Source organism: Streptosporangium longisporum, assembly GCF_039534895.1.
In the GTDB taxonomy this organism is placed as follows: domain Bacteria; phylum Actinomycetota; class Actinomycetes; order Streptosporangiales; family Streptosporangiaceae; genus Streptosporangium; species Streptosporangium longisporum.
Window position 1 is genome coordinate 963134 of sequence record NZ_BAAAWD010000006.1, and the last position, 15955, is coordinate 979088.

Sequence of the window (15955 nt, forward strand, 5' to 3'; positions counted from 1 at the left end):
CAACGGCGCGCTGTCGCGTCGAGGAGGACTGAGCTGTGACCAAGCAGGTTCAGCAACTCGACCGCGTGATCATCCGGTTTGCCGGGGACTCCGGCGACGGCATGCAGCTGACCGGTGACCGCTTCACGGCCGGAACCGCGGAGTTCGGCAACGACCTCTCGACGCTCCCCAACTTCCCGGCCGAGATCCGCGCCCCCGCAGGCACCCTGCCGGGCGTGTCGAGTTTTCAGCTTCACTTCGCCGACCACGACATCCTGACCCCCGGTGACGCCCCCAACGTCCTGGTCGCGATGAACCCCGCCGCGCTGAAGGCCAACCTGTCCGACCTGCCGCGCGGCGCCGACATCATCGTCAACACCGACGAGTTCACCAAGCGCAACCTGCAGAAGGTGGGCTACGACGCCAGCCCGCTGGAGGACGACTCGCTCGCCGAGTGGCGGGTCCACCCGGTGCCGCTGACCTCGCTGACGGTCCGGGCGCTGGAGGGCTTCGAGCTGTCCAAGAAGGACGCCGAGCGCTCCAAGAACATGTTCGCCCTCGGGCTGCTGAGCTGGCTCTACCACCGGCCCACCGAGGCGACGATCCAGTTCCTGGAGACCAAGTTCGCCAAGAAGCCCGACATCGCCAAGGCCAACATCGCGGCCTTCCAGGCGGGCTGGAACTACGGCGAGACCACCGAGTCGTTCTCGGTCTCCTACGAGATCAAGCCGGCCAAGCTGCCTCCGGGCGTCTACCGCAACATCTCCGGCAACCAGGCGCTCGCCTACGGCCTGATCGCCGCCTCGGTGCAGTCCGGGCTCCCGCTCTTCCTGGGGTCCTACCCGATCACCCCGGCCAGCGACATCCTGCACGAGCTCTCCCGGCACAAGCGGTTCGGCATCCGTACCTTCCAGGCCGAGGACGAGATCGCGGGCGTCGGCGCGGCGCTCGGCGCGGCCTTCGGCGGGGCGCTGGGCGTCACCACGACCTCCGGGCCGGGTGTCGCGCTCAAGGCCGAGACCGTCGGCCTGGCGGTGACCACCGAGCTGCCGCTCCTCGTGGTCGACGTGCAGCGGGCCGGTCCCAGCACCGGCATGCCCACCAAGACCGAGCAGACCGACCTGCTGATGGCCATGTTCGGCCGCAACGGCGAGTCGCCGCTGCCGATCGTCGCCCCCTCGACCCCGTCGGACTGCTTCGACGCCGCGGTGGAGGCGGCCAGGATCGCGGTGAAGTACCGCACCCCGGTCATGCTCCTCTCCGACGGCTACCTGGCCAACGGCTCCGAGCCGTGGAAGGTGCCCGACGCGGCCGACCTGCCCGACATCTCCACCGAGTTCGCCTCCGGGCCGAACGCCGAGGACGGCACGACCTTCCTGCCGTTCAAGCGCGACACCGAGACCCTCGCCCGCCCCTGGGCCATCCCCGGCACCGCGGGCCTGGAGCACCGGATCGGCGGCATCGAGAAGGCCGAGAACACCGGCAACATCTCCTACGACGGCGGCAACCACGACCGGATGGTCCGGGTCCGCCAGGCCAAGATCGACGGCATCGCCAACGACATCCCGGCGCTGGAGGTGGACGACCCCGACGGCGACGCCCGCGTGCTGGTGCTCGGCTGGGGGTCCACGTACGGGCCGATCGCGGCGGCGGTGCGGCGCATCAGGAAGGCCGGGGGCAAGGTCGCCCAGGCCCACCTGCGCCACCTCAACCCGCTGCCCGCCAACACCGGCGAGGTGCTCCGCGCCTACGACAAGGTGCTCCTGCCGGAGATCAACCTCGGCCAGCTCGCGCTCCTGCTCCGCGCTCGCTTCCTGGTCGACATCATCAGCTACAACCGGGTGCGCGGGCTTCCCTTCAAGGCCGAGGAACTCGCCGGCGTTATTCAGGACGTGATCGACAGTGAGTAGTACCGAAGTGTCCTTCCCCGGAAGCGGCGGCGGACTGTCGCTGGTCCCCAAGTCCGAGGTCAAGCTCGGGATGAAGGACTTCAAGTCCGACCAGGAGGTCCGCTGGTGCCCCGGATGCGGTGACTACGCCATCCTGGCCGCGGTCCAGTCGTTCGTGCCCGAGCTCGGCCTCAAGCGCGAGAACATGGTGTTCGTCTCGGGCATCGGCTGCTCGTCGCGGTTCCCGTACTACATGAACACCTACGGGTTCCACTCGATCCACGGGCGCGCCCCGGCGATCGCGACCGGCCTGGCCGCGTCCCGTCCCGACCTGTCGGTGTGGGTGATCACCGGTGACGGCGACGCGCTGTCCATCGGCGGCAACCACCTGATCCACGCGCTGCGCCGCAACGTCAACCTGAACATCCTGCTGTTCAACAACAGGATCTACGGCCTGACCAAGGGGCAGTACTCCCCGACCTCCGAGGTCGGGAAGATCACGAAGTCGACCCCGATGGGGTCGCTGGACAAGCCGTTCAACCCGATCTCGCTGGCCATCGGCGCCGAGGCGTCCTTCGTGGCCAGGACCATCGACTCCGACCGCAAGCACCTGCAGTCGGTGCTGCGCGAGGCCGCCGAGCACCGGGGGACCTCGCTGGTCGAGATCTACCAGAACTGCAACATCTTCAACGACAACGCCTTCGAGCCGCTGAAGGACCCGGAGCAGCGCGACGAGATCACGCTGCGCCTGGAGCACGGCATGCCCATCGCCTCGGCTTCCAAGGCCGTGCGCCGGGCGGCCGACGGCGGCATCGAGGTCGTCCCGAGGTCGGCGGTGAGCGAGGAGGAGATCCTCGTCCACGACGCCCGCCGCGCCGACCCGTCGCTGGCGTTCGCGCTCTCCCGGCTGGACGAGCCCTCGTTCGAGCACGTCCCGATCGGCGTCTTCCGCAACGTCGACCGCCCGTCCTACGACGAGCTCATGGCCGCCCAGCTCCAGGAGGCCGTCGGGGACAAGGGCCCGGGTGACCTGAACGACCTGCTGCTCGCCGGGGACACCTGGCGCATCGGCTGACCGGTACCACGCGCACGACCACACGGTAAGGCCCGCTCCTCGGAGCGGGCCTTACCGCTTGCTCCCCCCGAATCCCCCGAACCAGGAGGAAGCACATGGCCGACCCGGTGGCGGGGACGTACTGGCGCGCCAGGCCCGTGCTGGTGACGGGGGCCGGTGGCTTCATCGGGACCCACCTGGTCAGGCGCCTGGGCGAGCTCGGCGCGCGGGTGCACGCCGTCGGCCGCAGGGCCAGGGAGGGCTCGGAGCACGGCGAGACCTGGCACGTCGCCGACGTCGCCGACGCGGACGCGGTCGGGGGGCTCGTCCGCTCCGTCCGCCCGGACGTCGTGTTCCACCTGGCCAGCGAGGTCGCCGGGGCCAGGGATCCCGGGCTCGTGCTGCCGATGCTGCACAGCAACCTCACCGGCGTGGTCAACCTGCTGACGGCGGTCGCGGCCACCCCGGGGACCCGGGTGGTGCTGGCGGGCTCCCTGGAGGAGCTCCGGCCGGACGAGGGCGAGCGGGCCCCGTCCTCGCCGTACGCGGCCTCCAAGTGGGCCGCCGGGGGGTACGCGCGGATGTTCCACCACCTGTGGGACGTCCAGGTCAGCACCCTGCGGATCGGCATGGTCTACGGGCCGGGCCCCCAGGACGTCCGCAAGCTGGTCCCGTACGTGACGCTGTCGCTGCTGCGCGGCCGGGAGCCCGAGCTCGGCAGCGGCACGCGCGAGCTCGACTGGGTCCACGTCGACGACGTGGTCGGCGCCTTCCTCGCGGCGGGCGCGACCCCGCAGGCCGCGGGCCGCACCTTCGACATCGGCTCGGGAGAGGGCACCTCCATCCGCGACACCGTGGACCTGCTCGTCCGGATCGTCGGCGGTGTCACCGGTGCCGAGGCCCGTCCCCGCTACGGCGCGCTCGGTGACCGTCCCCTGGACAGCGCCAGGATCGCCGACCTGACCGCCGCCGAGGAGATCCTCCGCTGGCGGCCCGCCGTCGGCCTGGAGGAGGGCCTGCGCCGGACCGTCGACTGGTTCGCCCGCGAGAACGGCTGACCGGACGGTGCCGAACCGTCGCCGCGAGCGCTCAGTGCCGGATCAGGCCGCCGACCGGGACGGGATCGACGTGGCCGGTCGCCGGAAGAGTGCGTGCCAGGGCGAGGCCGACGTCGACCAGGGATGACCGGCACAGGCGCGCGACGCCGGGGATCGGGGTCCACACCGACTCTGCGGTCTCGCCGTTCGGCTCGGGCCGCAGCCGGCCACCGGTGATGCGCACCCGGTAGAAGACGCCGACGTTCTGGTGATCGGGCAGGCCGGGCAGGCGGTCGGCCGCGGGGATCAGCCTGGAGTCCACGCCCAGCAGGCGTTCGACCACCCCGTCGCAGCCGGTCTCCTCGGCGACCTCCCGGACGACCGCGTCGAACGGATCCTCCCCGTGCTCGACCCTCCCGCCAGGAAGCGTCCAGGTCCGCTCGCCCCTCGGTCCCACGTGGCAGGCGAGCAGCACCCGTCCGCCCTCGACGCACACGGCGTACGCCGCCAGCCGGAAGCTCATCACCGCACGCTACCCCGGCACCCGAGGCCCGTACATCGGTGTCACCGATCATGGTTGACCGCCGTCCCGGGGGGCCGGGCCGTCCGGATCACCTGTCAGACGGCGTGTACGCCTGTACGGGGAACCCGTTCGAACAGGCTGACAACAGGATCTCCTTGTGGACGCTCCGAGCGATCCGTGACCGTGGATCCCGCCACAGGAACAACTCCCGGTATCCGAAACAGGGAAACGATGAAACCGCCTTCCCAGCGGGGATGGCGCCGGACGTTCCATGAAGGGATCCGCATGAGGAAGCTCGCCGTTCGACTCACCTGCCTGCTCGCCATGGGCGCCGGCCTCGTACCCGCGTCCGGCACGGCGATGGCGGCCACGCCGTCCACGACGAGTTCGGTGTCCGCACCGGCCGCGTCGGCGGTGCCGGCGGTGCCGGGCTCGGTGTCCACCGGCTCCGCGGCGGCCAGCCACTGCGTGGCCGACAGGTACGGAAAGGGGATGGGCTGCTACGGCAGCCTGTCCAGGGCGATCAAGGTCGCCAACGCGGCCGGTTACGCCGTGGCCGTGCTCTACGACTGGATCAACTACAACTCCCGCGGCGACACCCTCACCATCTCCGTCCCCCGCGACTGCAGCAGGAGCACCTCCGGCAGGGCCGACTACGAGTTCAAGAGGCTCGACCACATGGGCTGGGGCGACCGGGTCAGCTCGGTGAACACCAGGATGGGCAACGGCACGCACTGCGACGTGTTCTTCCACACCGACATCGACCTCGTCCGGGACTGCGCCGGCAAGCGGTGGATCGACAGGTACGGTCACCTCGGCCACTACGGCTGCTACAAGCGCGCCAGCTCGTTCAGGCTGAGCTGACCGCTCCCGAACCCGCCTCGGAAACCTCAGCCATCGAGCGAGGATAGATCGACGACGGAACCCCTGGTCAGACGGCCAGGGGTTCCGAATGTTCTCACAACGGCTAGGCAGGGGCCAGCTGGGATCTCGCAGCCTCCAGGCCCGCGATCTTGGCCAGGACGCGCTCCTTGGGGTCCGGCACCTTCGCGGTGGTCGCCGTGTCCTTGATCACGTCGTTGATGAAGCTCTCGACGGCCGACAGCAGTCCGCCGACGACTCTGCTTCGCGTCCACTTGTCGATTCGATCTTCCATCGCCAGGGCCAGCACGGCCTCTCTGCCAAGGAATCTGGCCTCGACGAAGCTGTCCAGATGATCCAGGGAATCGAATGCCACGCCCGCCACTTCGCGAGCCTCGGAGTCGTCCAGGTGGACGTAGGCCCAGGCGGACAGGCCGTGAGAGCCTTCCAGTACCTGAGCGAACAGGACGAGATCGCCGTTCACGCGGAAGGTTCCCGTCAACGGGATCTCGTACTCGTGCCAGACATCAAGATCGACCACTTCCAGCCTCGGACGCCATGGAAGATTGCCTCGCTTGATGAGCGAGTCCAGATTCATCCGTCTCACCTCCCGTCCACTGGTACCCATTGAAGCACTGCACGAAGCGTTCCGACACGGCCGGTGGCCAGGGAATGTCCTGGCGGTTGATGGGATCGCCATTCGGCCAAACGATAGAAACATGCTGCAGATCAGCCCCGCATCTCCCCAGCAGGCGTCCCGGAGTGTGCACGACCGCGAATCCCTCCGCCCGGAGCCTACCGGCCGATGTATACCGTACGGAGGCCGACTCGAGCGCTCTGGCGGTTATCACGCGCCTTCGGTAGCGGCTGGCCTGCTCGACTGCGAGCTTGCCCGTCAAGAGAGAAACATCCCGTTCTCGATCGTATCTAGGCGCTTCTATGTATCTGTCCATATGAAAAGCGTGATGGGTGAGCACCGTCTCATCCGGCAGGCAGAGCCAGGGTGCAGGGGTCGCCCTGCAGGCTTTTGTTCGCATGTAGGTCGAGTCAGGCTCGGACATGGAGGTTGAGAGTATGGCCACGAGTACGTTGTGTCAGGAAATCACTGAATGCTTTACCGACCGGCCCTCCCGGCCTCACCGCAGGGCGTGTCGTCACGCACGCCCAAATACGGAATAATCAACTACGACTACCACCGTATGGGCAAGATCGCCAACAGTGCACAATAAGCGGCAATAATGGGATTATGAAAAGATAATGCCACTATGGCCATACTGATATGATCTTATCCATATATGTGTCGGTGTTCGAATTGGGTGAGTACGAATGCACCTTTGGCGATGTCGCCGATTTTGCGTGGGCACGCGGTGACGTGGTGGAGGACGCGCCGGCGGCCTGCAAGGAGGGCGAAGCCGCGTTCGCCGAGGCTGCGGAGCGACCGCAGGAGCAAGTCGTAGGTACGGTTGCTGATGCCGAGTGGGCGGCCGTCGGCGGGCTGCTTGACGGGAGTGTGGATGCCGGTCCCAGCGCCTTCGTAGCCCGGGTCAGCCAGGCTCGGCAGCCCTTGGGCGGCGAAAGCGTAGAGGACACCGAGCGCGTACTCCTGCGCGCAGACCAGGTCGCACCGATCCGCGTTCCCGTGAACGGTCGCGTGCCCGGCCGGTGAGAGGTACCGGCCGGGCACGCGGGGACGTCCGGTTCAGGCGTCCTTCTTCCATTCGATGATCTGCAGATAGTTCCCGTCGGGGTCGGCGAACGTGCCGAACCTGCCCTTCGGCCGGTCCGCGACCGAGATCCACTCCACACCGGCCGCCTTCAGCCGGGCCTCCACGGCGTCGAAGTCGTCGACGTGGAAGTTGACGATCGTACGGCCCGGCTCGTTGTTCTTCGCCTCGACGTCGTCGCGCCCGTCGATGGCCAGCAGGAAGCCGCCCAGGTCGATCGCGCCCTCACCGGTGAACTCCGGCGCCAGCGTCTTGACGTACCAGGCCCGCAGCTCGGCGGGACGGGTCGTGCCGAGCAGTATGCTGCCGGGCTTCAGCGTCGTCATGTCGGATCTCCTCGTTGTGTGATCACAGGTCGCGGCGGAGGCCGTCGCCTGGCGCTCATCGTTCGGCGTTCGCGGACTTGACCTCGACGAGGACCACGTTCACCTCGCCCGCCAGCAGCTCCCAGGCGTGGTCGAACCCCTCGTCCTGCCAGACGACCGCACCGGGGTTCAGGTCCACGAGCTGCGTCGTCCCGTCCGCCCAGGTCACCTTCTGCCGTCCGGAGCCGAGGTTGACCACCAGCATCGGCGGATGCGAGTGCATCGCGCTCTCCCAGCCGTGAGAGGCGCGCGCCTGGATCACCCGGACGTGCTCGTTCTCGAAGAGGACCTGGTGCGCGTCGGGGTCCACGACCGTCGCGTGCCGGGGCTTCTGCGCCGGGGCCGGGGCCTCGGTCGAAAGTGAAGTGCTCATTGCGGGCTCCTGTATGCCGGGTTGTCGCGACCTTGGCGCGGGTTCCACCACCGGATCGGTCCGGTGATCTCGGAGTGGGACGCGGGGCGTCGCACGACCCCGTCCTCCGAGCCCTCGCGCCGCCGTCCGAATCTCGCCTGGTCTCACCAGGTCGCACTGAACGATAACCACGGTAGGTTGTTAAAAGCAACCTAAATTGGTTTCTGTTTAGAACCATGACGAAGGAGGCGGACCAGCCGTGATCGCCGGAACCTCCCGTGGGACGGCTCGGGTCCTCGGCGTCACCGGGAGCGGAAGTGCCGCCCGGCGGACGCCTCGGCCGTCGGCCGGGGCGACGGCGCGGGCGGCTCACCGAGGAGTCGCGTTGTTAAAAGCAACTTTCGTGAGTGGTAGTTTCAGATCAAGGTGGACGAGGGGAAGGTGACCATGCCGACCAGCCGTAGCTATCGGGACTCGTGCGGGATCGCTCGGGCTCTCGACGTCGTCGGGGAGCGGTGGGCGCTGCTGGTCGTCCGGGAACTGCTCCTGGTGCCCCGGCGCTTCTCCGAGCTGCGGCACGCCCTGCCCAACGCCAGCTCGAACCTGCTCGCCGATCGGCTCCGGGAACTCGAGCACCACGGGGTGATCCGCCGCCGCAGACTGGCGTCGACGGCAGGTCCGCAGGTCTACGAGCTGACGGAGCGGGGCCGCGGGCTCGAACCGGTCGTGCTGGCCCTGAGCGACTGGGGGATCGACGCCCCCAGCCCTCCGGAGCCCGCCTCGCTCAGCGCCACCTCGGTGCTGATCTTCCTGCGGGATCACGTCCGTCCCGATCCGGCCGCGCCGCCGATCGTCTGCCGCCTCGACCTCGACGGCTCGGTCTGGACGGTCCGCACGGACTCCGGAAAGGTTCAGGTGCAGAGCGGTGAACCCGCCACCGCCGACATCTCACTTCGTACGGACCCCAAGACGCTGGGCGGCCTGCTGGCCGATCCGGCCTCGCTCGACGCCGCGCTCACCGAAGGGAGCGCGACCCTCGTGGGCGACCTTCCGGCCCTCAGACGGCTGCTGTACGCGGAGTCCGCGACGCCGGGCACGGTCTGAGAACTCTTGACAGAATGATTCGCTGGAGTTGCCCCGGTTCGGTGGACACATCAGGGCTTTCGGCCACGCGGCAGCATGGTCGTCCTCGTGGATGGGCTCGGGGGCTCGGCGTTCGCGGGATTCAGGTGCGGACCGTGGTCCCGCTCGGATCGAGGCTGCCGCCACCTGGCCGGCCGAGCGGTCTCCACGCCGGCACAGCGCGACGATCTCGGTCAGGGTACGGCGTGGGCGCCGATGACCGCGAGCAGCTGCAACTTCTCATGGCTCTCGCTGCCCGGCTCGGCCGTGTAGACGAGGAGACGATGGGACTGGTCCGGGTCGAGGAGTGTCTGACAGTTGAGCTCGAGCATCCCGACCTCGGGATGTACGAAGCGCTTGAGCCGAGTGGGGCGGATGCCCACCTCGTGACCGTCCCAGAGGTCGCGGAACTCTTCGCTCTGCTCGCGGAGCAAGGCGGCCAGCCGCTCCGCCTTCGAGTCCGGACCGCGCAGCGTGGCGACTTCTCGCAGCCCGGCGGCGTAAACACGGGAGAGGAACAATCGCTCCTCGGGCGGATACGCCGCTCCGGCCGTGGGATCGGTGAACCACCGGTACCCGAGGCTGCGTTCCGGGCCGGTGAACCGCGTGGCGTCACCGGTGAGCGCGATCGCCATTCTGGTCTGCCGGAGGGTCTCGCCGAGCTCGGTGACGACCTCGGCCGGCGTGTCGTGGAGGCGGTCGAGGATGCGCAGGAGACCCGGACTGACGTGATCGCTGGTCGCTCCGCGGGAGGGCGGGTTGTGGCCGGACAGCCGGAACACGTGATCGCGTTCGTCCAGTGACAGATGCAGACCCTGCGCGATCGACGCGATCATCTGCTCCGACGGTTGCGGCCCTGTCCCTCGTTCCAGACGGGCGTAGTAGTCGGTCGACATGTGGCAGAGTGCGGCGACCTCCTCACGCCGCAGCCCGTCGGTCCTCCTTCGTGGTCCGCGTGACAGCCCGACGTCCTCGGGCTGCAGCGACTCCCGTCTGCGTCGGAGGAACGTCGCCAGTCCTGCGCGATCGATCATCATGTTCCCCTCGCCCGTGCTCGCGTGTTCGGTTCGGGTCGTTTCTACTCTCCTGACGGCGCGATAGCCACGACCTGCCGGTCCACCCCTCACACCCTGCTTCCTCCTGGTGAGGGACCCGGGCATGGATCGGCGATCAGTGGATGAGGCGGCCCTGAATCCGCCGGCGACAGGACGGCAGTCTGGTGCTCACACGCCGGCCCGTGGCTGATCGCCACCTGACGAAGGAACCCACATGGCACGCACGACGGACATGACGATCCCCGACCTGACCGGCAAGCTCGCTGTCGTCACGGGCGCGAGCGACGGAATCGGGCAGGTGATCGCCGCCCGCCTCGCCCGAGCGGGCGCCGAGGTGATCATGCCCGTGCGTACCCCTGCGAAGGGAGAGAGTGCCGCGGCCCGCATCCGCTCGCAGGTGCCGGGCGCGACGGTCACGACTCGAGCCCTCGACCTGTCGTCGCTGGACTCCGTCGCCGCGCTGGCCGATCAGCTCAACAGCGAAGATCGCGCGATCGACATCCTCGTGAACAACGCGGGCGTGATGACACCCCCGAGTCACCAGACAACGAAGGACGGGTTCGAACTGCAGTTCGGCACCAACCATCTCGGCCACTTCGCGCTCACCCTGGGCCTGCTGTCGCTGCTGAAGGCAGGTGGAGCGCGGGTCACGCATCAGACGAGCATCGCGGCCAGAAGCGGTGAGATCAACTGGGCCGACCTCAACTGGGAGACCGGCTACGACGTCATGAAGGCCTACAGCCAGTCCAAGATCGCGGTGGCGCTGTTCGCCCGCGAACTCGACGCCCGCAGCCGGGCCGCCGGCTGGGGCATCTCCAGCAACGTCTCCCACCCGGGTGTCTCGCCCACCAACCTGCTCGCCGCGCAGCCGGGCATGGGCAGGGAGAAGGAGACGGGCGGGCGACGCATGATCCGCGTCCTGTCGCGGTTCGGCATCACCGGGACCGTGGCCGGCGCCGCGCTCCCCGCGGTGATGGCCGCGACCGACCCCGCGTCGCGAGGGGACCGGTTCTACGGTCCGAAACGCACGATGGGCGGACCGCCCGTTCTGCTGAAGCAGCCGTGGCCGACGATGCGGAGCATGGACGACGCGCGCAGGCTCTGGGAGGAATCCGAGCGGTTGGTCGGCGTGCGGTTCACCGCCTGACCCCCGGAGCGGATCGCCGGCAGTACTCCGGGTGCCGCCGGCCCTTCTGCACGGTCTGTCCGACGACCGATCGTGCTCCCCCGACGCGGGCGGCCTCATTCCGTCAAGAGTTCTCAAGGGTGATCCGGTAGACGTGGTGGGAGTGCTCGGCCGCGAAGGAGTCGGTGAACCTGCCCTTGCGGTCGATCCGTACCGACCGGTTCTCGAAGAGGACCTCCGCCCGTGAGGCCCGCATCCCCCGGGGCAGGGTGAGCGTGCGCCTGCCGGGGGCGGTGGCGGCCCGGGGCATCGCGAAGACGTAGGACGAGCCCCGGTGGTGTTTCAGCATGGTGTCGAGGCCGGGGCCGAAGCGGTGCCGGTAGGACTGGGTGTTCAGCACGGGCGCCAGCTTCGCGATCCTGCGGTTGATCTCGGCCACCGCGGGCCTGATCTTCTCCCCGCACTTCTCGCGCAGGACGTGCTGGGAGTGACACGGGCCGCCGAAGTTGTGGTTGAAGTAGACGATGCCCCGCGCCTCGTGGATCAGTGAGCTCATCACCGCGCCCGTCACCTCCTGCGGCTCGATCGCCCGGGTGTCGTTCTCGGCGGGCCAGCCGACCTCGACGAAGCCGTAGATCGGCTGGAGGCGTCCGTCCAGCGCGTCCAGCTCGCGCTGGCGGTCGACGACGGCGCCGTAGTTGGCGGCCCGGCGGCACCGGGACTCCGGCATGGACAGGAAGTTCTTGCCGTCCAGGCAGACGCTCGCGCTGGTGTACCAGTAGACGTCCGACGAGACGACGTCGGTGAAGTAGTTGACGAACGTCGCGGCGTCCGCGTCCCTCTCCCACATCATCACGCCCTTGCCGAAGTTGGCGTAGTGCATCCTCCCGTCCCCCCGGGGGAACCGGTTCTTCTGCGTGCGCAGCACGGTGAAGCCGCACCCCTTGTTCTCGGGAATGCACAGCGGACCCTCGCCGGGGTGCTTGCCCGTCCACGGCGCGTCCCCGGCCTTCGCCCACATGTCGACCTCGTCGTCGAGCAGCCAGCCCACCGTCTCCTTCCCGTGGCCGGGCAGGGGGACGTTCGTCAGCGCCGACATGCCGTTCTTGCGGACCAGCGCCATGTTCGAGGTGCCGGTCAGCTCCACGTAGGTGTTGATCCCGGCCGCCCTGTCCTTGTCCACGTCGGCCTGGGTGATCACCGACTCGAACCAGACGCCCACCGGGAAGAACGACGGTTTCGTCCAGCCCGCCGCCGCCGGGGCGGCGAACCGCCCGTAGTAGGCGGGGCCGCCCTCCCACGGCACCCGCGCGGCCGTCGCGGGAGGGCCCGCGGCCGACCAGGCGTGACCGGCGGCCGACGTGCCGCCCTTCGAGCCGACGCCGGTCGGGAGAACGTCGGTCGAGGGGGCACCGGTCGGGAGGACGCCGGACGAGGGGGCACCGGTCGGGAGGACGCCGGACGAGGGGGAGGCGTCCGGCGAGAGGGCGTCCGTGGGGGACGCGCCCGCGGGAGAGGTGCCCGTGGCACCGGTGGACGGGGGACGGGCCCCGCCGACCGGCGCGTCGACCGCGCAGGAGCCGAGCATCGCCAGCGTCACCGCTCCCGCCCCGGCCAGGACCGGGAGCGACCGTCCGGTCTCGCGTACGGTCGTCTGTCCGCGTCCCGGCGTCCGTCCTCGCTCTCGGGGGCTCATGAGGCGACCCTGCCCGGCGCCGGTCCGGCGAGCGGCTCGGGCACCGGTTCGGTCATCGGTTCGGTCGCCGGTTCATGTATCGACGCGGACGTCGGCGCGGCGGGCGGGCCGGTGGACGGTTCGACGAGGGCCGTCAGCCGCTCGGCGCGGGAGGACCAGGACGCGCCGAGCACCGAGTCGCGCAGGGCCTCGGCCGGTAGCGGGCCCCCCTCGCGCAGTGACACGCGTACGGCCTCCACGAAGAGGTCCGCGTCGGTGGCGATCCTCACCCGGTCGGCGTACCCGGTGAGTTCCTCGAAGGGGGTGCTGACCACCGGGAGGCCGAGCGCCAGGTACTCCTTGAGCTTGATCGGATTGGAGTTCCTGATCCACGGGGTGTCCAGCCACGGCATGATCGCGACGTCGAATCCCGACCCGTAGGCGGGGATCCGCTCGTACGGCCTGAAACCCAGCCAGTGCACGTTCGGATGCCGGGTCAGCCGGTCCATCGGGACGGTCGCGTCGCCGATCAGGACCAGCGAGACGCCGGGCAGCTCGACGGCGAGCCGTTCGAGCAGGCCGACGTCGACCAGGTAGTCGTCCAGCGCGCCGAAGAACCCCACGCGCGGCCCGGGGACGGCACGGAGGTCCGCGGGCCACTCGCTCTCCGGGTACCTGCGGAAGTGGTCGACGTCCACCCCGTGGTCCAGGAGGTACGCCCGGTCGCCGGTGATCGGGATCTCCTCGCGCATCAGCGCGCGGCTCGCGTAGAGCACGTGGTCGGCGCCCTCCAGCAGGCCCCGCTCCAGCGTCTCGATGGTCTTCCGGTCGGACTCGGGGAACGAGGAGTGCCGGTCGGAGCGGTTGAAGACCAGCGCCCGCCTGCGCATCGGCCGTACCACGTCCCACGCCGTGGGGATGGTCACCACGATCACGGGCCGGTGCAGTCCCAGCGCCCACGCCACGACCCGCACCTGGGTACGGACCAGCAGGGCGTTCACCCGCCGGGCCGCCGGGGACCCGTAGAAGGGCAGGGGCAGCGGGGACATCACGTGGAAACCGGGCAGCTCCGGCAACGGCCGCCGGACGAGCATCGCGACGCTGCGCAACTTGCGCCCGACGCGCCGCAGCACCTGGGTGGACCTGCCGGGCAGCGGCATGCGCATCCCGATGCTGTTGACCACCAGGACCTTGCGGCGGGCGGCGATCGAGCGCATGAGCTGGAAGTCGGAGTGCGCCCGGTTGTGGTACCACCAGTCCTGCGCCGAGAAGCAGATGTAACCCGGCGCGTCACCGGCCGCCGGGCCCTCGGAGCTCGCGGAGCTCGCGGAGCCCGCGGAGCCCGCGGAGCCCGCGGAGCTCGGGGAGGCTGCGGACGCCGCGGAGCCCGGTTCGGCGGGCAGGCGCGGCCACCTGCGCATCACGACCAGCTCCCGCAGCGCGGCCCGATGCCGCCGCCCTCCTTCGCGACCCCGGGCGACCCCCCGGATCAGCTCGTTGAGCCCGACGGCCAGCCGCATCAGCAGTCCGCGCGGCCCGCCGTGCAGCTCACGGTGCATCCGGACCCGGTTGGCCGCCGAGATCGCCCACAGCCGGCTGGAGACGGACTGCTCCCCGCCGAGGTGCACGGCGCGGGATTCGGGCTCGTAGCGGATCGCGAACCCGGCCCGTCCCGCCCTGAGCATGTACTCGGTCTCCTCCGAGTACAGGAAGTAGCGCTCGTCCAGGGGGCCGAGGGCGTCCAGGCAGGCGCGGGAGACCAGCCAGGCCGCTCCGGTCACCCAGTCGGCCGTCCGCGCCGTCCGCGGCCCGTCGTAGGCGGCCGGATCGACGACCAGCTCGCCCAGCGCCGGGATCCGCCCGGCCCGGTGCCCGCCGAGCAGTGCCTCCCCCAGTGCCCTCGTCACGGTGGGACGCCTGCGCAGGGAGAGGTGGAGCTCCCCGGTCTCGGAGGTGAGGCGGGGAGCCACGACCCCGGTCCCCGGTACGGCCAGCGCCCGCCGGAGCGGGAGCACCGAGCCGGGCGCGAGCCGGATGTCGGGGTTGAGCACGAACACGTCGCAGCCGTCCGCCGCGGCGATGCCCGCGTTCACCCCGGCGGCGAAACCGCCGTTGCGGCCGGTCTGGACCACCTCCGCCCAGGGAGCGGCCCTGCGTACCCGCTCGACGGTGTCGTCGGGCGAGGCGTTGTCCACCACGATGACCCGCGCCGGACCGGCACCGGCCAGTGCCGCCTCCAGCGAGCTCAGGCATCCTTCGACGACCCGGCCGCTCGCGTAGGTGACGATCACTATGGCGAGCGGGGGCCGGTCGGGAACGGCCGCGCCGGTGCCGTCGGGACGTTCGGGTGTCATCGACGGCTCCGGGAGGTCAGACGGTCGCGCAGGGCGGCCGCGAGGAGGGTGAGGGCGAACGGCGCGTCGTCGCGCAGGTAGCGGCCGGCCAGGCGGCGCGGTTCCAGCGCGAGCCGGTACAGCCACTCCGCCCCCATCCGCTGGAGCGGTACCGGTGCCCGGCGGAACCGCCCGGCCGCCATCGGGATGCCGGCCCCGCAGCCGAGGTACCAGGCGCGCGGTGACTCCGCCCGGAGGGCCTCGATGATCCTTTCCTGCCTGGGGAACCCCAGCCCGACCAGGACCAGGTCCGGCTCCGCGGCACGCACCCGGGCGACCACCTCGCGCACCGCCCCGGGATTCCCGTCGAACCCGAAGGGGGGCGAGCAGGTGCCCGCCACCCGCAGGCCTGGACGGAGCGCGGTCAGGGCTCGCGCCGCGGCCTCGGGTACGCCGGGTTCCCCGCCGAGCAGGTAGACCGAGCGGTTCTCGCGGGCGGCCCGGCCGGTCAGGGAGTGGACGAGCGAGGCCCCGGTGACCCGTCCGGGAAGGGGCAGGCCCGCGAGTCTCGCCGCCCAGACCACCGGCATGCCGTCGGCGACCACGATCTCGGAACGGCCGACCAGGGCGGCCAGCGCGGGATCGCGGGTGGCGGCGCGGACGATGTCGACGTTAGCGGTGACGATGGCGCCGCCCTGCCCGCTCCGCCATCCGTCGGCCACCCGGTCCAGCAGCTCCTCCTCGCTGAGCGCCATGACCTCGACGGCACCGATCCGGACGCGTGCGTGCGGGGGGACGGACGGGGACGCGGGTACGGGGGAAGGCGCCGGAACGGACGGCCCGGCCGTCGAGGATCCGTT

At 70.1% G+C, this 15955-nt stretch carries 15 protein-coding genes; 7 read left to right on the forward strand and 8 right to left on the reverse strand.

Going from position 1 to position 15955, the window contains the following annotated elements; translation table 11 throughout:
* Positions 1-35: 35 nt before the first annotated feature.
* From ABD832_RS08420 to ABD832_RS08430, 3 genes are all read left to right on the forward strand, one after another.
* On the forward strand, positions 36-1889 hold the full coding sequence (locus ABD832_RS08420) for a 2-oxoacid:acceptor oxidoreductase subunit alpha (RefSeq protein ID WP_344890775.1): 1854 nt from the start codon (positions 36-38) through the stop codon (positions 1887-1889).
* Positions 1882-2943 carry a 2-oxoacid:ferredoxin oxidoreductase subunit beta gene (locus ABD832_RS08425; protein ID WP_344890778.1) on the forward strand — a complete coding sequence of 354 codons (1062 nt, stop codon included), beginning with the start codon at positions 1882-1884 and terminating at the stop codon, positions 2941-2943. The genes ABD832_RS08420 and ABD832_RS08425 overlap by 8 nt, the downstream gene beginning before the upstream one ends.
* A 95-nt stretch (positions 2944-3038) precedes the next feature.
* Complete coding sequence (locus ABD832_RS08430) at positions 3039-3980, forward strand: NAD-dependent epimerase/dehydratase family protein (RefSeq protein WP_344890781.1); 942 nt, start codon at positions 3039-3041, stop codon at positions 3978-3980.
* Between the two features lie 31 nt (positions 3981-4011).
* Here ABD832_RS08430 and ABD832_RS08435 read toward each other — a convergent pair whose 3' ends face one another.
* Positions 4012-4482, reverse strand: coding sequence for an NUDIX hydrolase (locus ABD832_RS08435; RefSeq protein WP_344890784.1), 471 nt, complete (start codon positions 4480-4482; stop codon positions 4012-4014).
* Positions 4483-4767: 285 nt separating this feature from the next.
* Here ABD832_RS08435 and ABD832_RS08440 point away from each other — a divergent pair, with 285 nt between their 5' ends.
* Positions 4768-5346, forward strand: coding sequence for a hypothetical protein (locus ABD832_RS08440; protein WP_344890786.1), 579 nt, complete (start codon positions 4768-4770; stop codon positions 5344-5346).
* Between the two features lie 103 nt (positions 5347-5449).
* Here ABD832_RS08440 and ABD832_RS08445 read toward each other — a convergent pair whose 3' ends face one another.
* Complete coding sequence (locus ABD832_RS08445) at positions 5450-5941, reverse strand: hypothetical protein (RefSeq protein ID WP_344890789.1); 492 nt, start codon at positions 5939-5941, stop codon at positions 5450-5452.
* Between the two features lie 699 nt (positions 5942-6640).
* Here ABD832_RS08445 and ABD832_RS08450 point away from each other — a divergent pair.
* Positions 6641-7009 carry a hypothetical protein gene (locus ABD832_RS08450; protein WP_344890791.1) on the forward strand — a complete coding sequence of 123 codons (369 nt, stop codon included), beginning with the start codon at positions 6641-6643 and terminating at the stop codon, positions 7007-7009.
* A gap of 33 nt (positions 7010-7042) precedes the next feature.
* Here the strand turns inward: ABD832_RS08450 and ABD832_RS08455 are convergent, their stop codons facing one another.
* On the reverse strand, positions 7043-7393 hold the full coding sequence (locus tag ABD832_RS08455; RefSeq protein ID WP_344890794.1) for a VOC family protein: 351 nt from the start codon (positions 7391-7393) through the stop codon (positions 7043-7045).
* Positions 7394-7448: 55 nt separating this feature from the next.
* Positions 7449-7805, reverse strand: coding sequence for a hypothetical protein (locus ABD832_RS08460; RefSeq protein WP_344890797.1), 357 nt, complete (start codon positions 7803-7805; stop codon positions 7449-7451).
* 426 nt (positions 7806-8231) lie between these two features.
* On the opposite strand from ABD832_RS08460, the gene ABD832_RS08465 reads away from it, so the two are divergent.
* The gene (locus ABD832_RS08465) at positions 8232-8888 is read left to right on the forward strand and encodes a winged helix-turn-helix transcriptional regulator (RefSeq protein WP_344890800.1); all 657 of its coding nucleotides are present in this window, start codon (positions 8232-8234) and stop codon (positions 8886-8888) included.
* A 212-nt stretch (positions 8889-9100) separates the two neighbouring features.
* Here the strand turns inward: ABD832_RS08465 and ABD832_RS08470 are convergent, their stop codons facing one another.
* Complete coding sequence (locus ABD832_RS08470) at positions 9101-9943, reverse strand: helix-turn-helix transcriptional regulator (protein WP_425582574.1); 843 nt, start codon at positions 9941-9943, stop codon at positions 9101-9103.
* Positions 9944-10175: 232 nt separating this feature from the next.
* On the opposite strand from ABD832_RS08470, the gene ABD832_RS08475 reads away from it, so the two are divergent.
* On the forward strand, positions 10176-11108 hold the full coding sequence (locus ABD832_RS08475; protein ID WP_344890803.1) for an SDR family oxidoreductase: 933 nt from the start codon (positions 10176-10178) through the stop codon (positions 11106-11108).
* Between the two features lie 103 nt (positions 11109-11211).
* Here the strand turns inward: ABD832_RS08475 and ABD832_RS08480 are convergent, their stop codons facing one another.
* The 3 genes from ABD832_RS08480 to ABD832_RS08490 are packed head-to-tail and all read right to left on the reverse strand — an operon-like array spanning position 11212 to position 15850.
* Positions 11212-12783 (reverse strand): hypothetical protein, encoded by a 1572-nt coding sequence (locus tag ABD832_RS08480; protein WP_344890806.1) that lies wholly within the window; start codon positions 12781-12783, stop codon positions 11212-11214.
* Positions 12780-15116: a glycosyltransferase gene (locus tag ABD832_RS08485; protein WP_344890809.1), complete on the reverse strand. Its 2337-nt coding sequence runs from the start codon at positions 15114-15116 to the stop codon at positions 12780-12782. The genes ABD832_RS08480 and ABD832_RS08485 overlap by 4 nt, the downstream gene beginning before the upstream one ends.
* Complete coding sequence (locus tag ABD832_RS08490) at positions 15113-15850, reverse strand: WecB/TagA/CpsF family glycosyltransferase (protein ID WP_344890812.1); 738 nt, start codon at positions 15848-15850, stop codon at positions 15113-15115. The genes ABD832_RS08485 and ABD832_RS08490 overlap by 4 nt, the downstream gene beginning before the upstream one ends.
* Positions 15851-15955 lie beyond the last annotated feature (105 nt).